The organism is Anaerophaga thermohalophila str. Valhall (assembly GCF_000250735.1).
Taxonomy (GTDB): Bacteria; Bacteroidota; Bacteroidia; order Bacteroidales; family Marinilabiliaceae; genus Anaerophaga; species Anaerophaga thermohalophila_A.
On record NZ_AHZV01000295.1, the window covers coordinates 1 to 14,855 of the forward strand.

The following is a 14,855-nucleotide window of genomic DNA, read 5'->3' on the forward strand; positions in this document are numbered from 1 at the left end:
AAATAAATTTTTTACGAATGAAGCAATTTTCAATAGCTCTTATGGTGTTAACTGCACTGAGCGCCTGTCGTTCTAATAAATTAGAGGTAATCGCTCATCGCGGTGCTTCGGGAAGCGAAACAGAAAATACGATTGAGGCCGTGGAAAAGGCCGTAGAATTAGGCAGTGATGCAATAGAGGTGGACATCTGGAGAACAAAGGATGACTCGCTTGTGGTTTTTCATGACCGTAATACCGCCCGCTTGAGTGTGGACTCACTTGTTGTACCGGAATCGGAATATAAAGCTTTGAGGGAACTTTCCATTGGCGGCAACACTAAAATACCTACACTGAGGGAAATTTTGGAAATACTTCCTTCAGATGTCAGACTTTTTATTGAAATAAAATGTTGTTGGGAAGAAGGTGAGGCAGGAAATGTCTTTCCGATGCTTTCCGACTTATTACAGGGAACCGGGAAAACGAACCAGACTGTAATTATCTCTTTCAATCCGGCTAAGCTGAAAGAGGCTTCAGATTATTTGCCCAAAGTGCCCCTTTATTGGCTCGTATGGGAGAAAAAGCCGGTTGATGAGCTGATTAAAACTGCCCTGGAATATGATGCCGATGGTCTTAACGTCCATTTTAATGTTTTGAGTGAGGAGCTGATGAAAAAGGCGAAACAAAACAACCTTGAAGTTTTTGTGTGGACTGTTAATGATGAGGGTAAGGTTGCAGAGATTCGTCATAAATACAGAGGGATAGAAGGAATTACCACTGATTATCCGGACTTGATTAAAAAACGGCTTAAACTCAATCGACGATGACAGACAAAAAAGTTCGATTTGAAGCATTGGATGCCCTTAGAGGATTGGCTATTTTATTGATGGTTTTATCGGGTACCGTCCCTTTTGAAGGAGCTCTTCCCGGATGGATGTACCATGCACAATTGCCGCCTCCCGATCATGTTTTCAATCCGAATATTCCCGGCATTACCTGGGTCGATCTGGTATTCCCCATGTTTCTTTTTTCGATGGGTACAGCCATCCCTTTTTCGTTTGGCGGACGCATCGACCGGGGAGAACCAACATTCAGAATCACCGGCCATTTGGTGTGGCGTTTCTTAGGGTTGGCGCTGTTTGCCATAATTTCTCAACATGCCCGTCCCTGGGGATTGGAAGCTTCAGAAAACATAAAATGGGCGCTCGCTCTGGTTACAATGGCAGGCATGCTTTTGGTTTTTGCATCTCCCGCTTCAGGATGGTGGCACAATAATAAACGATGGATGTCCCTGGCCGGATGGGGATTGTTGATCATTCTGTTTAGTGTGCTGCACAAAAATGGGATACGTGAGTTTTCAATACAGCATTTCGACATTATTATAATGGTATTGGCCAACACAGCATTAGGCGGAGGTATCCTTTATATGATCTACCGCCGATGGAGCAGTTCGTTATGGATTGCTTTTGCTCTGATGGCGGCTTTCTTTTTAGGTGCCCGTGACGGAAGCAACTGGGTGAGTAAACTTTATAACTGGTCGCCTTTATCATGGCTGATGTCATGGAACTACCTGAAATATCTGATAGTACTTATCCCGGGTATTTATACAGGTATTGTAGTAAGAAATGCATTAAAATCAGATAGTAGAAAATCAGAGGAAAATAAAGATTTGCTCCGCTCAACAACCATTCTGATTTTATCCGGAGCCACCATTGCTGTATCGCTTACCGGGTTGTATGTTCGTGAAATGATGACGACCTTTTTCATCGTTTTTGGGATGTTGATTTTGCTTTGGCTGCTTATCAAAAAGTGGGAGGTGGTTTGGCGTTCGGTTTTTCTGAAAGTAATGCCGGTGGGTATTGTTCTGATCCTTGCGGGCTGGCTTGTTGAACCTTTGCACGGGGGCATAAAGAAGGATCCGGCCACTTTAAGCTATCTGACGCTTACAGCAGGACTTTCTATCGTGTGTTTATCAGGACTTATGGTTTTGACAGAGGTGTTAAATCTGAAAAAATATCTGTATATCCTGACCGGTGCCGGAAAGAATGCTATGATGGCCTATGTAGCCGGTAGCAATTTGATTATGCCCGTTTTGGCTCTGACCGGTTTGGATGCATTGTTTGTCAGTTCCGATTATCCCGTATTCCTGATGGTTGTCAAAGCAATTGTAATAACTTTGGGCGTTGGTTGGGTAAGTGCATTGGCGGCACGCAAGAAGCTTTTTATGAGAGTGTGAAAAAATAACAGTAATAAATTAAGAAAATGAAGTCCATTCTTTTAATAACAGTATTTTTCTATTTAATGCCTGCAAGTCTTATTGCTCAAAATAAAGAAAACTTCCTTCCTGCCACTCACGAGCACCTCAATTACATGGGACGAGTGGATTTTTCAGGTAACCAGATCGCACGTTATGATTGGCCGGGAGTAACGGTACGTTTTCGGTTTACCGGAAATGAGCTGAAGTTGTATTTTAAAGGAGGGGAGCGAAATTATTTTGATTTGTTAATTGACGGTGAGCTGTTGAAGGTTTTGCATGCGAAGGGAGATACTATTGCTGTCATTAAAGGAATAAAAGGTAAAGGGCCTCATGAAGTTCAATTTATTAAACGTACCGAAGGAGAAATGGGGGAGACTCTTTTTTATGGTGTTGAACTGGCTAAAAAAGGAACTTTGCTTCCCGGGGAAGTTAAAATTAACCGCCGCATAGAATTTATCGGCAACTCTATAACATGCGGTTATGGTGCAGAGTCGGAAAGTGCTGATGATGACTTTGACCCACAAACGGAAAATGTAAATAAGTCCTATGCAACTATATTGGCCAATGCTTTTAGCGCCGATTATCATGTGGTAGCTCATTCCGGCCTCGGGGTGGTTCGCAACTACGGCGATCCTCAAAAAGTTTCTACTACCCTGGCCACAATGCCTCAACGCTTTGCCCGCGTAATGGATATGAAAGATTCTCCTGAATGGGATTTTTCCAAATGGACACCTGATGCTGTAGTGATTAACCTTGGAACCAATGATTTCTCTACACTTCCGCATCCCGATAAAGTAATATTTCAGCGCGCTTATGAAGACCTGGTATTGCAAATCAGAGAGGTTTATGGTGCAGTGCCTGTTTTTTGTGTTGTCGGCCCTATGACCGACGAGCCATGCCATTCGTATGTTAAGGAGACAGTCAATAGCATCAGGCTCGTTTACAACGATTCAAACGTTTTTTTTACAGGAATTCCTCCTGCCTTGCTTGACCGGGAGAATGATCTGGGCGCCGATGCACATCCCTCTTTTCAGGGGCAACAAAAAATTGCCGGTCATTTAATCCCCGTAATGAGCACCGTTTTGGGATGGGATTATAAATGGGAATAACCGGGCGGCATCAGATAAGATCGTGTTGTTTAAAAACCATTGCAGAGGCTCCGATACTGCCACTTTCGCTGCCCAGTTGAGATGTTTTGAGTGTTACATATTTTAGAGGAAGTGTGAGGGCTGTTTTATTCATGCCGGTTTTTATGGAATCTGAAAACATATAGCCTGCCTGTGCAAATTTCCCTCCGATAATAATTAATTCCGGATTCAAAAGATTGACAATATTGCCCAGAGCCATCCCCAGAATTTCTCCCATTTCCTGAAGGAGATTGATACATAATCCGTCGCCCTGGTTGGCTGCTTCAAGTATGTCGTCGTAACGAATATCTTCAAGCGGTTTGTCATTTATGGCCAGCGACGTCCCTCCCTCTTTTATGGCTTGCTTGAAGTTTTCTTCCAGGGCATAACCGGAGACTTCCATTCCAAGACACCCTCTCTTCCCGCAGATGCATAACTTGTCGGAATTCCCCATTTGCATGTGACCGAACTCGCCGGCAAATCCCATACCTCCTGTAATCAGCCTCTTGTTGGCGATGATGGTCATTCCCAATCCCCGGCTCACATTCAGGATCAATGCATTTCGTGCCTCTTTCGCCTGCCCCAAAACTTGCTCCGCCAGGCCCATAACATGCGTGTCATTGTCAACAAATACCTGCTTATCTAACCTTTCCGTCAGATATTGGCCGACCGGTTTTTCGGTAAAAGTGAAAAAGTTATAAGACTCGCCTGTCAGACTGTTGACACGTCCGGTCAGACCAATGCCTATGCCAAGAATATTATCCATTGAAACATCACAATCATCAAGGGTTTCACGGATAAAGGAGACGACTTCCTCGAGACATTCGGGCGTATTTTCCAGTCTGAATTCCCTGTTCTGTCTTTCAAGCATGACTTCCTGATCAAGACGAACAACAGAAACGCTGATTCTCTTGAACAGAATTTCTACTCCTACGGCATAAAACCTGTTGATGTTTAAGGAGTAAAGAGTGGGGCGACGCCCGTTGTCGGTCTCTTTTTTGCCCTCTTCCTGTACCAGGTCGTCTGTAATAAGCTCGTTAATGAGCTTGATAACTGTCGGCGTACTGATCCGCACCTGCTTCTGAAGTTCAGGTATGGTCAGTGCATGATTGGATTTGGAAAGGGTTCTTATTATTTTATTTTTCTGTTTAGCCTGCCGACTTTGATTACTCACTTCATCAGAGTCGGATAACACAGTTCGAAGATTCATGGTTGAGGTATTTAGTGCCTGTCTATAATCTGATAATTGTTTGTATACAGTTGCAATACGCCGTTTTTAGTGTTCGTCTATAAACTCGCAAAAAATTTTACAATATGTGTGTCTGTTCAGAAATTGCCAGTTGCAAGGCTTGCGAAGCCGGCAAAAACGCAGTTTACTTTCCGTAAATGAGTATTTTGGCGGCGAGCGTAACACAGCAAATGGCACTTTATGGACAGACACTATTTAGTATGTGTCTATAAAGTAGGAAAAGTTTCCTACTTATCATGTGTCTGTTCAGAAAGTGTCATTTACAAGGCTTGCGAAGTCCGAAAATACGGAGTTTACTTATCGTAAATGAGTAATTTTCGGACGAGCGTAACACAGTAAATGGCACTTTATGGACAGATACTATCTAAACAGTGTTTTGTATTGATATTTATTATTTAACCACTAAAATAAGGGCAGAACCCAAAAATTAAACTTATAGCTTCTAAAATTCAGCATACCAATGTTATGTGAATCATCCTCCATTTAAAAATATGACGGTCTGTTGCGCTTTGTAAATCTCTTTTTATTAATTGTGGGGTAAATTTTAAAAAATTTTTAAACTAACCAAGTTTTACCTGAATTCCTGCAAACATAAATATGGTTTTTGGCGGCAAGCGTAACGAAGCAAATGGTACTTTATGGACAGACACTATTTAGTGTTCGTCTATAAACTTGAAAAAATTTTCACAATATGCGTGTCTGTTCAGAAAGTGCCAGTTGCAAGGCTTGCGAAGTCCGAAAATACGGAGTTTACTCATCGTAAATGAGTAATTTTCGGACGAGCGTAACGAAGCAAATGGTACTTTATGGACAGACACTGGTTAGAGGCTGTTTGTATTGCTCTGGATCCTCAGATTTGCAGGTATTGGCAGCAGCCGGGCTTACCTCGATGCCTGGTGACAAGCATTATAGTCTTTAATCATAGTGGTAAGATAATCCAGATCAGACATCCGGGATGAGGTCTGTGTTTTTTGTTCTATGGCCTGGCGGGTGTTACTCAGCAGTTCAATATAATTATCGGGCCTGCGATTGGGATCTTTAGTAATCTGCACTACCTCTTTTATGGTTTGCACATCTTTATCGGTAAGGCGTTCTGCTTCGGGAAAGCGGGGTTGGTAGTCTTCTTCCACATCCATCCAGAGCGTTTGCTGAAATGTGTTCTTTTTTCCGGTTTTGAGTACTGTTGTTCCGGCAGCAATATCCCCCAGCCGTTGTCCTTTACCGTTGATAATAATGATTAGCGTGGCAAGTGCGCCCGAAGTAAAGGTAATATCAGCAAGCCGGAATATCCAGCGAATAAAACATCTGCCGGCAGTGAGTTGTGAACCATCGGCCTTAAATACCCTGATGTTCATGATTCTTTTTCCCGGACTCTGGCCGTTAAAAAAGATTTCAAATATCAGGTGGTAAAAGAAAAGGGGAGAAAAAAGGAAAACAATGCCCCAGGTTTCCAGTCCAAGCCAACCCGATAAAAAGACTCCAACCAGAATGGAATACAGACCCATAAATACCGCATCGAAAAAGAATGCCAAAATGCGGTCGGCAATGCTGGCTACAGGAAATTGTAACGAAACGTTTTGAGTGGTATTAAGTTCAATAGTTTCCATCAGATAAGCGGGTAAAGTTGATTTTTCTGCAAACAAAAGTAATAAAAATATTTTGCCTTTCTTTCTTGTTTAAGAGTTGGTTGTCAAATAATTCTATGATGCCGGTCGAAGTGGTTGTATATGGTTTTAAACAAAAAAGTGTCCGGTCAGGCTCTGAATGTTGTGTTTTTTTGTTTAAATTGGCCGGAGTTTAACGTTTTCAGAATGCGTGAAATAACCTTCATCCAGAAAAACCGTAAGCGTTGGCAGGATTTTGAAACCAAAATTGCCACCCCTCAGCGGATGAATCCTGATGAGCTGGCAGACCATTATATTCAGCTCACCGATGATTTATCCTTTGCACGTACTTTTTACCCCGAATCCTCTGTTGTACAGTATCTCAATAATCTGGGCAGCAAGGCTTATCACCTTATATACCAAAATAAAAAGGAAAAATCGACCCGTTTTCTTACATTTTGGACCAGAGAGCTTCCCTTCGATTTGTATCAGGGACGCCACTATTTCCTTATTTCACTAATTGTGTTTTGTGTTTCTATGCTTATCGGCGCCGTCTCTGCATTCGATAACGATGATTTTGCCAGGTTGGTGCTTGGCGACCAATATGTTAATATGACCCTTGACAATATTGAAAAAGGAGACCCGCTGGCCGTTTACGGACAAATGGGGGAACTCCCCATGTTTTTGATGATAACCGGAAATAATGTACTGGTCTCTTTTGTTGTTTTTCTTTTCGGATTACTTACCCCTTTGGGAACAATGTTTCATTTGTTTCGGAATGGTGTGATGGTAGGCGTTTTTCAATCTTTTTTTTACCAGCACTCACTCTTAACGGTATCTTCGCTGGGAATATTCCTCCATGGCACTTTGGAATTGTCGGCTTTTGTGCTGGCCGGAGGCGCCGGAATAATACTCGGCAAGAGTTTTATCTGGCCGGGAACACTACCACGAAAAACCGCTTTTGTCAAAGGAGTGCGCAAAGGAACAAAAATTATGCTTGGCCTGGTTCCTTTCTTTATTCTCGCCGGATTTATCGAAAGTTTTATTACCAGATATTACAATCAGATGTCCCTTGCCCTAAATGTACTGATCATTATTATTTCATTGGTGCTTATTGTCGGATATTTTGTTTATTACCCATATTATATTCATCAACGTGTAAATAATCCTAAAAACAACCCGTTATGAACAAACCGGAAATTGAATTAAAAAAAGAAAGAGACTTTTCTGATGTTTTCAATGCTTCCTTTGCATTTATTACCCAGGAGCTGAAAAAACTGTTTCAGGTCATTACCTTATATGCAGGTGTGCCAATTATTATTGCGGCTATAATGAGCGCTTACTATGCCCAGGATACCTTTACCTCTGTTTTGAAGGTAGTGCAGGGTGGAACCGGAAGCAATGCCCCTTCGGCCTGGCTGGTGTTTTTGACCATTATTTTTGGAATGCTGGCCCAGCTTTTTATAAGCGGATTGGTACCGGCCTATTTTGGCGAATACGAAGAGAAAGGAAAAGGGAACTTTAGTTCGCTTGATGTCTGGAACAGATTTGTCAGACATTTTGGTGCTATCATTGGTTACAGTATTGTGGCCGGTGTGATTATGATTTTCGGGGTGATACTTTTGGTCATTCCTGCCATTTATCTTTGGGTGCCGTTGTCGTTTATTCTTTATGTGAAGATTATTGAAGACAAAGGGTTTGGTGAAACATTTTCCCGTTGTTTTCAGTTGATACGCAACAATTGGTGGATTACTTTCGGCATACTTCTCCTTTCATACCTGATTATCAGCATTGTAGGCACATTATTTTCGATACCGGCCATGATTATTGCCGGCGTTGAGGGATTTCTGGTAGGCTCCGGGCAACAGGAGGCGGTGAACAGCGATTCTCTTGCTTTCATCATAACGACCATTGTTGGTGGCCTGGGGCAATATCTGATCTATCCTGTCTGGAATATTATTGTTGGCTTCCAGTATTACAATCTTCGTGAACAGAAAGATCGTGAAACATTGATGGATAAGGTATCTGCAATAAATGAAGATGCATAATGCTGAAAGCCGGATTTCTGTTTATACTATTGTCTGTTGTTTCATTATCCCTTCTGGCAGAAGAAAGAGATTCGTCTTTTATTTCTTCCAAAGATGAAGTCTCCGTGTGGGATAACGGCAAAGTAGAGTACCGTCATCCCCCTTATAATAAGATAGAAGTATGGAAATCCAACCCTGACTACACTTACGACAGGGATCAGGGCCCAGGTTTTTGGGATTATGTTTTGTCCCGTTTGTTTGGCTGGTTGTTCTCTGTTACCGAAGGGCGCCCCTGGTTTTTTTATTTACTCCTGGCCATTGGCGGCCTGTTTGTACTGTATTTATTGCTGAAATTTTTGGATGTGCCGGTAAGTGGTTTGTTTGTGCTTTCGCACCGTCAGGAAACATCCGGTCTGCAGTTTGGCCAGGATGAACAGGAATATTCACCGGAAAAACTCCGGGAAATGCTAAAGATGTATCGCAACAACGGGGCTTACAGAGAAGCCGTAAGGATATTGTTTCTTCTTTACTTAAGAGAGCTCCAGGCAACGGGTAAAATTGTTCTGAAGCATTACAAAACCAATTTTGATTATTACCGTGAAATACAAAATTCCCGGGAAAGGGAACAGTTTCGTAAACGAATGCAACTGTTTGATGTAATATGGTATGGTCATATCGATATTTCCCGAAGCCAGTATGATAAGGTGGAAAAGATTTTTGTACCTGCTAAAGAAGGAGGGCCTTTGTCATGAGATTCTCATCCCGGAAAGAAAAGATATTGACATGGGCAGTAGCCGTTGGTCTTTTACTGCTTATCATAGCAGCGGTTTTTGCACCCAGGCCGATAGACTGGAGCTACAGTTTTTCCAAAAGTGATAGAATACCGTTTGGCAATAACCTTGTCTTTGAGTCTCTGACCGACCTTTTCCCCGAAAAAGAAATTGTTACGTCATGGACACCGCCGCATGCTTTTCTTGACAACAAGATACCTCTGAATACCAATTTTATTTATATCAACGGTCGCATAAAAATGGAGCCGGAGGATGCAGAAGAAATATTAAAAACTGCTTCGGCAGGAAATCATATATTTATTGCGGCAGAACGCATTTTCGGGGCACTTGCCGATACCTTTAAACTGGAATATAAACCCGATCTGCTGCCCAACATGGATTTCTTTACTTCCGATTCTGTCGGATTTTATTTCTCCAATAAAAAACTGAGGTCGGGGTTCGGCTACTGGTATCCGCGTTGGATGACAAGGTTTTACTTTTCAAGATACGACACGGCAAGGACCACGGTCCTGGGGCATGACAACAAAGGAAATACAAACTATATCAGAACCAAATATGGCGACGGGTATTTTTACTTGCATAGTAATCCTGTTGCCTTCACAAATTATCATCTTTTATCGCGAAATAATAGTGAATATATTTTTAAATCATTATCTTATTTGCCTGTACAGTCGACCGTATGGGACGAGTTTTATAAACCACGCTCGATGCATCAGGAGGGACTTTTCGATTACATCCTTGACAACCGGTCGTTGAGGCTGGCATGGTATACCCTCCTCTTTGGAATTATTATGCTGATGTTTTTTGGCAGTAAAAGGGTGCAACGCCCCATTCCTGTTATAAAAAGGCCTCAAAATACATCGCTGAGCTTTATAGAAACAATGGCCCGGCTATATTACCGCAGGCACGACCATCTGGATATCGCACGGAAAAGATTTACGTATTTCCTTGAGTTTCTACGCTCGCGATATTTTATCAACACCGCGGTTGATGAAAACCGGATTATCTCGGAAGTATCCCGGAAGTCCGGTGTTTCAGAGCGATCGGTAGCAGCCCTCTTCAGCATGGGAAATCGCCTGCATAATTTGAAACAGATTTCGCAGGAAGACCTGGAGCAGTTTAACCGGCAAATTGAATTTTTTTACAATAATTGCAGATAAATTATGGCATTAGAAAATTTACCTAACGACGACGGTAATTCATTATTTGAAAGCCGCTTAAATGTTGAAGAACTCAATCATGCAGCTTTCAGGATACGAAATGAAATCGGGAAAGTCATTGTGGGCCAGGAACGTGTTCTGGACCACTTGCTGACGGCGCTTCTGGCCAATGGACATGTGCTTCTTGAAGGGGTGCCAGGCATTGCCAAGACAATGATAGCCAAATTGCTTTCACGGTGCATCAATACCGGATTTTCAAGGATACAGTTTACACCCGACCTGATGCCTTCGGATGTGTTGGGAACAATGGTATTCCACTCCGGGCGTTCGGAATTTAAGTTCAATAAGGGGCCGGTTTTTTCCAATATTATTCTTATTGATGAGGTGAACCGCGCACCAGCAAAGACACAAGCCGCTTTGTTCGAGGTTATGGAGGAGCGGCAGGTCACTATCGACGGGATTACACACCCGATGGAAAAACCTTTTATTGTTCTGGCGACTCAGAACCCTGTTGAGCATGAAGGTACGTATCGACTGCCCGAAGCTCAACTTGACAGATTTCTCTTTAGAATAAAGCTGGATTATCCTACCCTTGATCAGGAAGTGACCATTTTGCAAAATGCCCAGGAGCGGGGTAATGTTCTTGAAACAGAGGCAGTGTCGCCCGTTATTTCTGCTCAGGAGATTATTGATTTTCAGGAATTGATAACCAAAGTGGCTGTTGATCATGATATACTCAGCTATATTGCCAAGATTATTGACAAAACCCGGAACAACAGCAGCCTCTTCCTTGGAGCAAGTCCGAGAGCCTCAATTGCCGTTCTGCGGTCGGCAAAAGCTTTTGCTGCCCTCGAAGGGCGCGATTTTGTAACCTCCGAAGACGTGAAAGAGATGGTTGTTCCGGTTCTTAATCACCGGGTGATACTTACTCCGGAAAAAGAGATGGAAGGGCTTCAGCCCGAAAATGTTATCAGGCGTATCGTTGACTCGGTGGAAGTGCCAAGGTAATCCTCACTAACAATTTTAAACGAATGACCATTCAATCAACATATTTGCGACCTCATTTTTATTATGGTCTTTCGGTTCTGGTAGTTTTATTTCTGCTGGGGCACTTTTGGTTTCTTTTTTTTATTACGGGTCTTGTTGCCGTTGCAGTCTTTTTTTCACTCGTTGTTATAGACATTATGATATTATACCGGAGGGGAGGCCGCATACTGGAAGGAAACCGTCAACTGCCGCCCCGGTTCAGTAACGGAGATAAGAATAACGTCTCTGTTGAACTGATGAATTTTCTTCCTGTGAGAATTCGTTGCGAGGTGATTGATGAATTACCGCCACAATTTCAGATCAGGAACTTTTACCGGAAGGGGTGGTTATCGCCTGGTGAAACATGGTCGTTTAATTATTCTTTGCGCCCTGTCGAAAGAGGTGAATACCATTTTGGAAATCTTAATGTTTATATATCTACCCGTCAGGGATTTTTATCGCGCAGGATAAAGGCAGCTGCACCTGTTATGGTAAAAGTTTACCCTTCTTTTGTGCAAATGCGCAAGTTTGAGATAATGGCCATTTCCGACCGTTTGAGCGAAGTGGGTATCAAGAAGGTGAGAAAGTACGGTCATCAGATGGAATTTGATCAGATACGCGAATATATCAAAGGCGACGATATTCGCACCATAAACTGGAAAGCTACCGCCAGGCGTGCGCAATTGATGGTCAATCAATACCAGGATGAAAAATCACAGCAGGTTTTTTCGCTCATCGACATGGGGCGTACTATGAAAATGCCTTTCAACGGGACTTCCCTGCTCGATTATGCCATAAATACCTCTCTTGTGCTTGCCAATATTGCCATGCTGAAGCACGATAAAGCCGGTCTGATCACCTTTAATGAGAAGGTGAGGTGCATGCTGCCTGCCCGGAGGGAACCCCATCACCTCCAAACCATTATGGAGATGCTCTATAATCAGCAGACCGGGTTTTTGGAGCACAATCTTGAAGCATTATACGCCGTGGTTCGGCATAAAATACCGCAACGGAGCCTGCTGGTTCTTTATACCAATTTTGAAAGTCTTAAGTCGGCTCATCGTGAAATGCCTTTTCTCAGAAGGCTGGCATCCAATCACCTGCTGATGGTTGTGTTCTTTGAAAATACCGAGATTGAAAAGCTCATTCATAACCAGGCGAGCGATGTTGAAGATATATACCGGCAGACCATCGCTGAAAAGTTTATGTTTGATAAGAAACTCATCGTTAAAGAGTTGGAAAGAAACGGGATACACGCCATTCTTAGTAAGCCGGGGAAACTGACCGTGGCCACAATTAATAAATATCTGGAGTTTAAAGCCAGGGGGTTGATTTAGAAAACTCTGCATCTCTGCGACTTAGCGTTTCAAAAGTTAAACCCGAAATTAAAATACCACCTGATGCGGTTATCGGTGTTGTTGCTCCCCATACCTAATTGAAGCGGGCCCAGAAAACTGTTGTAAGCGATCATGAGTCCATATCCCAGTACCTGTTCTGTTTTGTCCAGACCTATGGGTTCTATTACTTCCGGTAAGTTCAATTCCGAAATAAGAATACTGCCTGTAGCATTTAAATGTACCTGCTTAACAATGTTGTATCTCAGGTTGATCTCACCCAATGCAAAGTTTTCAGCAATTTTCTCCCGGAAGGAATAGCCGATAAAATGAACTTCATTGCTTCGGTTGTTAAAGGGCAGCCCGCCTATAAAGGAAAGGCCGAGCAGGGGAGGCGTGCGACTGATAATTTGTCCCGATGTTCTTATCCCAACCGTCAGTTCCCGGTTTATTGGAAAAAACTTTCTAAGGTGTCCGCCCAATGTAAAATAGTTCTGATGAGGAGATTCAGTTATGGCTGAGACCATCTCTTCACCTTGTGAAGAGCCTTTGTAGAGCTGTTGTACATCGATATTGAATTTATAACTTAGCTTTATTTCGGAACCCCTGACAGGAAAATATCTGCTGTCGATTGAACTGTAAATGAAATCAAAATTGGACGAAAGGAAGTTGTTTCCGAAGCGTTCCACGCCGGCATAGAAAATATCAGAGAAACCGGTTTTGTTTTGGAGCGTGGATTTGGCAAATTTAACGTAGGCATCCATTTGCCAGCGGGTGCCCAGGGCAGTCATAAAGCCGAGTCTTGCCGCTGAATAGCGATGATTAAAAGTGCCGTATTTGGAGCCGTCGTCAAGATAAACAGGCAGGTTATTGCTTTCGTATTCAAGCTCTGTTTTGGCTGCGGTTATCTGCTTTTCGCCCATGAAGTTGATTTGTGAAACGGTGAATTCCGGTGTTTCGGAGATGTCAGCGGTAAAAGAAGTACGCGAGGTATGGCCAAAAAGATTCCTGATGGTGAGGTTGGACATAATTCCGGCTTTGTATTCATTATCGTAATGAAGCGAGAATTTTGCTTTTGCCTGTGGGCTTTCTTCCAGATTCAGGGTAAGCAAGTATCCCGAATTCAAAGGTTCTATCCGGTAGGTTATATTTTCGAAGTAACGGGTACCCATAGCATTTTTAAGTCCCTTATCCATCATTTTGGGAGTAATGGTATCGCCAGGCTGTATCCCGATATGTCCAAGGAGAAATTGCTGGTTAATGTTTCGTAATCCGTTAATTGAGATTTGAGAAATTATAATTTCCCGGTTTTTGTCCTTATCCATCCGGGGTTGGATTGGCATCCACTTTATTGAATCGGCAAGCCGGCGGAGTTGGTCTGTTTTTGCTTTGGCTGCCAGTTCTCCCAGCTCAATGATCCTCGGGGCATCGAAGAAACTTCCGGTATTGTAATTCTCAAGATCGGGAGAGATGAGGAGATCGGTATGCCTGATGGCTCTTCGTGTAGAAATATTTCCTGCAAGAGTAGCCGATGCCATTAATATTTCGGGAAATGTTTTCAGTTCATCTTCTTCCTGACCGTCCTGAAATCCGACATTTACGCCAATAATGATATCTGCCCCCATTTGTTTGCACAACCGTACAGGGAAATTGTTGAGTATCCCGCCGTCGACAAGCAGAAGTGTGTCGATCTTAACGGGTGAAAAAACCGTTGGTATCGACATACTGGCACGCATGGCTGTAGCCAGATCACCTTTACTGAAAATATATTCTCTTCCGCTTTTCAGATCAGCTGCAACGCAACGAAACGGAATGGGGAGCTGATCAAAGTCGTTAATATCGGCAACGTGCCATGTCAGATTTGAAAAGAGAGCACTGATCTGCTGTCCTTTGATCAAACCCGATGGTATTTCCAGTCCGTTTTTTGTGATGGTAAACTCTGCCTGATAACGATTATAGTCCTCCTTTTCGTGGGGTGAAACACTTGAAAGTGGCAAAGCATCGGAGAGCAACCGTCCCCAGCTCACATTCTTCACAATGGAGTCGAGTTCATGTGCACTGTAACCCGAGGCATAAAGTCCGCCTATAATGCTTCCCATGCTGGTGCCTGTTATGTAATCGGGGACTATTCCCTCTTCTTCCAGTACTTTGAGAACTCCTATATGCGCCAGACCTTTGGCTCCGCCTCCACTAAGTACCAGACCGATTTTTGGGCGACCGGCGTCTGATTGTGCCCTAATCCCGACTCCACCCAACAGAATGAGGAAGAAAAGAAGAATTGTTTGTTTTCTCATTGGAACGGAA

Annotated in this window: 12 protein-coding genes; 9 read left to right on the plus strand and 3 right to left on the minus strand. The window is 43.0% G+C overall.

Annotated features, from left to right (window positions below; translation table 11 throughout):
• The first annotated feature begins 17 nt into the window (after window positions 1-17).
• From OQ5_RS0115290 to OQ5_RS0115300, 3 genes are read left to right on the plus strand one after another with little or no spacing between them, the layout of a single operon-like run.
• Window positions 18-803 carry a glycerophosphodiester phosphodiesterase gene (locus tag OQ5_RS0115290; RefSeq protein WP_026055329.1) on the plus strand — a complete coding sequence of 262 codons (786 nt, stop codon included), beginning with the start codon at window positions 18-20 and terminating at the stop codon, window positions 801-803.
• Window positions 800-2,212, plus strand: coding sequence for a DUF5009 domain-containing protein (locus OQ5_RS0115295; RefSeq protein ID WP_016778322.1), 1,413 nt, complete (start codon window positions 800-802; stop codon window positions 2,210-2,212). Before OQ5_RS0115290 ends, OQ5_RS0115295 begins: the two co-directional genes overlap by 4 nt.
• A 26-nt stretch (window positions 2,213-2,238) precedes the next feature.
• Complete coding sequence (locus tag OQ5_RS0115300; RefSeq protein WP_016778323.1) at window positions 2,239-3,342, plus strand: SGNH/GDSL hydrolase family protein; 1,104 nt, start codon at window positions 2,239-2,241, stop codon at window positions 3,340-3,342.
• 10 nt (window positions 3,343-3,352) lie between these two features.
• Here the strand turns inward: OQ5_RS0115300 and OQ5_RS0115305 are convergent, their stop codons facing one another.
• Together OQ5_RS0115305 and OQ5_RS0115310 are read right to left on the minus strand one after the other, a co-directional pair.
• Window positions 3,353-4,570 (minus strand): ROK family protein, encoded by a 1,218-nt coding sequence (locus OQ5_RS0115305; protein WP_016778324.1) that lies wholly within the window; start codon window positions 4,568-4,570, stop codon window positions 3,353-3,355.
• Between the two features lie 920 nt (window positions 4,571-5,490).
• On the minus strand, window positions 5,491-6,216 hold the full coding sequence (locus OQ5_RS0115310) for an RDD family protein (protein ID WP_010417327.1): 726 nt from the start codon (window positions 6,214-6,216) through the stop codon (window positions 5,491-5,493).
• 204 nt (window positions 6,217-6,420) lie between these two features.
• Between OQ5_RS0115310 and OQ5_RS21310 the strand changes: the two genes are divergently transcribed.
• Genes OQ5_RS21310 through OQ5_RS0115340 form a run of 6 tightly spaced genes read left to right on the plus strand, consistent with a single transcriptional unit; the run spans window position 6,421 to window position 12,554 of the window.
• Window positions 6,421-7,401, plus strand: a complete 981-nt coding sequence (locus OQ5_RS21310; protein WP_044107962.1) for a stage II sporulation protein M — start codon at window positions 6,421-6,423, stop codon at window positions 7,399-7,401.
• The gene (locus tag OQ5_RS0115320) at window positions 7,398-8,261 is read left to right on the plus strand and encodes a hypothetical protein (protein WP_016778326.1); all 864 of its coding nucleotides are present in this window, start codon (window positions 7,398-7,400) and stop codon (window positions 8,259-8,261) included. The genes OQ5_RS21310 and OQ5_RS0115320 overlap by 4 nt, the downstream gene beginning before the upstream one ends.
• Entirely contained in the window at window positions 8,261-8,992 is a 732-nt protein-coding gene (locus OQ5_RS0115325; RefSeq protein ID WP_016778327.1) for a hypothetical protein, read from the plus strand. Before OQ5_RS0115320 ends, OQ5_RS0115325 begins: the two co-directional genes overlap by 1 nt.
• On the plus strand, window positions 8,989-10,191 hold the full coding sequence (locus tag OQ5_RS0115330; RefSeq protein ID WP_016778328.1) for a DUF4350 domain-containing protein: 1,203 nt from the start codon (window positions 8,989-8,991) through the stop codon (window positions 10,189-10,191). The genes OQ5_RS0115325 and OQ5_RS0115330 overlap by 4 nt, the downstream gene beginning before the upstream one ends.
• A gap of 3 nt (window positions 10,192-10,194) precedes the next feature.
• Window positions 10,195-11,199, plus strand: a complete 1,005-nt coding sequence (locus tag OQ5_RS0115335; RefSeq protein WP_016778329.1) for an AAA family ATPase — start codon at window positions 10,195-10,197, stop codon at window positions 11,197-11,199.
• 23 nt (window positions 11,200-11,222) lie between these two features.
• On the plus strand, window positions 11,223-12,554 hold the full coding sequence (locus tag OQ5_RS0115340) for a DUF58 domain-containing protein (protein ID WP_016778330.1): 1,332 nt from the start codon (window positions 11,223-11,225) through the stop codon (window positions 12,552-12,554).
• A 29-nt stretch (window positions 12,555-12,583) separates the two neighbouring features.
• On the opposite strand, the gene OQ5_RS0115345 is transcribed toward OQ5_RS0115340, so the two are convergent.
• Window positions 12,584-14,845: a patatin-like phospholipase family protein gene (locus tag OQ5_RS0115345; RefSeq protein ID WP_016778331.1), complete on the minus strand. Its 2,262-nt coding sequence runs from the start codon at window positions 14,843-14,845 to the stop codon at window positions 12,584-12,586.
• Window positions 14,846-14,855: the final 10 nt, after the last annotated feature.

Coding starts and splice junctions, on each gene's coding strand:
- OQ5_RS0115290 (WP_026055329.1), top strand. CDS start 18: ATGAAGCAATTTTCAATAGCTCTTATGGTGTTAACTGCACTGAGCGCC.
- OQ5_RS0115295 (WP_016778322.1), top strand. CDS start 800: ATGACAGACAAAAAAGTTCGATTTGAAGCATTGGATGCCCTTAGAGGA.
- OQ5_RS0115300 (WP_016778323.1), top strand. CDS start 2,239: ATGAAGTCCATTCTTTTAATAACAGTATTTTTCTATTTAATGCCTGCA.
- OQ5_RS0115305 (WP_016778324.1), bottom strand. CDS start 4,570: ATGAATCTTCGAACTGTGTTATCCGACTCTGATGAAGTGAGTAATCAA.
- OQ5_RS0115310 (WP_010417327.1), bottom strand. CDS start 6,216: ATGGAAACTATTGAACTTAATACCACTCAAAACGTTTCGTTACAATTT.
- OQ5_RS21310 (WP_044107962.1), top strand. CDS start 6,421: ATGCGTGAAATAACCTTCATCCAGAAAAACCGTAAGCGTTGGCAGGAT.
- OQ5_RS0115320 (WP_016778326.1), top strand. CDS start 7,398: ATGAACAAACCGGAAATTGAATTAAAAAAAGAAAGAGACTTTTCTGAT.
- OQ5_RS0115325 (WP_016778327.1), top strand. CDS start 8,261: ATGCTGAAAGCCGGATTTCTGTTTATACTATTGTCTGTTGTTTCATTA.
- OQ5_RS0115330 (WP_016778328.1), top strand. CDS start 8,989: ATGAGATTCTCATCCCGGAAAGAAAAGATATTGACATGGGCAGTAGCC.
- OQ5_RS0115335 (WP_016778329.1), top strand. CDS start 10,195: ATGGCATTAGAAAATTTACCTAACGACGACGGTAATTCATTATTTGAA.
- OQ5_RS0115340 (WP_016778330.1), top strand. CDS start 11,223: ATGACCATTCAATCAACATATTTGCGACCTCATTTTTATTATGGTCTT.
- OQ5_RS0115345 (WP_016778331.1), bottom strand. CDS start 14,845: ATGAGAAAACAAACAATTCTTCTTTTCTTCCTCATTCTGTTGGGTGGA.